Source organism: Dethiosulfatibacter sp., assembly GCF_983023055.1.
Genome location: NZ_CEZJXU010000449.1, coordinates 1 through 2,076, shown reverse-complemented (window position 1 = coordinate 2,076; position 2,076 = coordinate 1). Strand labels below are relative to the sequence as shown.

Sequence of the window (2,076 nt, the reverse complement as noted above, 5' to 3'; positions counted from 1 at the left end):
ACGGCGTGGATATTTACAATAGCCATCCAATCATAAGGAGCAATCATTATGAAGGCGGCTTAATGGCGGGAAAGGAGCTTGTTGAAAAAGGATGCAAGAATATAGCATACATAGGAAAGCGTAAACTTCATAAAGACAAGAATGAACGTATCGATGGTTTTTTGGATGCCGTGGACAAAACAGGCATAAAATCAGTTCTAATTTTCAGTGAATATGATTATGAATCTGGAAGAAAGGCCGCAATTGAGTTGTTTGACAATCATGAGGATATTGATGGAATATTTACTGGAAACGATCTCATAGCATATGCGGTTGTAAAACAGGCTTTTGAAAGGAATATAAAAATACCTGATGACCTTCAGCTGGTAGGATATGACGATATAATGTTTAGTGAGTTGTTGACGCCTGGATTGACAACCATAGCCCAACCTATTGATACTCTTGGAAAACTTGCAGTCGATGTAATAGTAGACATAATAAATGATAAAAAATATATAAACAAGGATATAGTATTACCTGTAAAACTTGTGAATAGGGACACTACAAAATAGAAGAGGTGTAGATTATGAAGCGCATATCTGTTATAGGGAGTATTAATGTAGACCTGGTAGTTGAAGCACAGAAAAGACCCGTGAAGGGAGAGACTATATTTGGAGATGGCTTTTCCATCCATCCAGGAGGAAAAGGTGCCAATCAGGCAGTCGCAATAGCAAGACTTGGCGGTAATGTTAAAATGTTTGGATGTGTAGGTGATGATGTTTATGGCGATATCATGATTAAAAACCTCAGAGACAATGGTGTGGACACTGAAAATGTCAAAAAAGTTGAGAGTATTGCTACAGGAGTTGCTAGCATAACTGTAGCTGAAAATGATAACAGCATAATAGTGGTGAAGGGTGCTAATGATTGTGTCGATACAGAATATATTGAAAGCGTAAAGGATGAAATCCTTGGATCGGAATTTGTTCTTATGCAGTACGAGATACCTATGGAAACTGTGGAATATGTAGTGAATTTGTGTCATGACAATGATATAAGAGTTATTATAAATCCAGCTCCCATTGATAAAATCAGTCCTGAATCAATAGAAATGTCTGACTATATCACTCCGAACGAACATGAAGCAGTCCTTATGTTTGAAGGTGAGGAAGATATAGAAGAAATACTTAGAAAATATCCTGGAAAGATTATAGTTACGCTTGGAGAAAATGGCGCATCATATTTTAACGGAAGCGACATAGTAAATATACCGATAATAGACGATGTTAATGTAGTGGACACTACTGGAGCAGGAGACACCTTTTCTGGAGCATTGGTAAAATTCCTTGCCGATGGAATGGGTATAGAAGAAGCAATGAAATCAGCCCAGTATGCAAGCGGCATTTCTGTAGAAAAATTCGGAGCACAGGAAGGTATGCCGACTTTTGAAGAAGTTGAAAAAAGGATGAGAATTTAATGATGAACTTAGCTTGTCGTTGGATTTTATAAAATTAAGGGAGTTTTATTTCATAATAAGTTTGAAGGTAAAACGAAATTTGGATTAGGTCTTTGATGTCAGATTATTACTGACATTAAAAATAAATTAGGGAAGTTTTAATTCGCAATAAGGTTTGTTACTATTCGTGCAATATAAAGTATACAGTTGAACCATCTATATACTTTATATCACAAGAATTGACTCAACTATAATTGTGATCTAAAACTAGGAGGAGAATTATGAAAAAGTTTATTGCGTTACTGATTATTGTTGTAATGTTGGGAACTATGTTTATTGGGTGTTCCCCGAAGGATGAACCAACTGAGCCTGCAGATACTGAAGAGCCAGTTGAACCAGCGGAGGAGCCTACTGAAGAAATGAAGACTTTGACAGTGCTTAACTGGAAGGGTTACGGTTCTGATGCTGATTATTCTGCAAAGGTATTTGAAGAAATGTACAACTGTAAGGTTGAGCATGTTTACTTCACATCCCTAGAGGAAATGCTTACTATGCTTAGAACAGGCGGACTTGGAACCATAGACGTATTGCTTCCAAATTCGAATGTACTTCTTCAGGCATGGCAGGAAGGTCTTATCCAG

The 2,076-nt window shown here is 37.0% G+C and carries 2 protein-coding genes and 1 pseudogene; all 3 read left to right on the top strand.

Annotated features, from left to right (window positions below; all coding sequences use genetic code 11):
* On the top strand, positions 1-551 hold a 551-nt coding region (locus AC3AX0_RS12285), incomplete at its 5' end, for a substrate-binding domain-containing protein (protein WP_487550569.1).
* A 14-nt stretch (positions 552-565) separates the two neighbouring features.
* On the top strand, positions 566-1,456 hold the full coding sequence (rbsK, locus tag AC3AX0_RS12280; RefSeq protein WP_487550568.1) for a ribokinase: 891 nt from the start codon (positions 566-568) through the stop codon (positions 1,454-1,456).
* Between the two features lie 260 nt (positions 1,457-1,716).
* A pseudogene (locus tag AC3AX0_RS12275) lies at positions 1,717-2,076 on the top strand (ABC transporter substrate-binding protein); the annotation flags it as partial.

What these genes read in the sequence shown, in the direction of transcription:
- rbsK (WP_487550568.1), top strand. Translation starts at nt 566, where the DNA reads ATGAAGCGCATATCTGTTATAGGGAGTATTAATGTAGACCTGGTAGTT.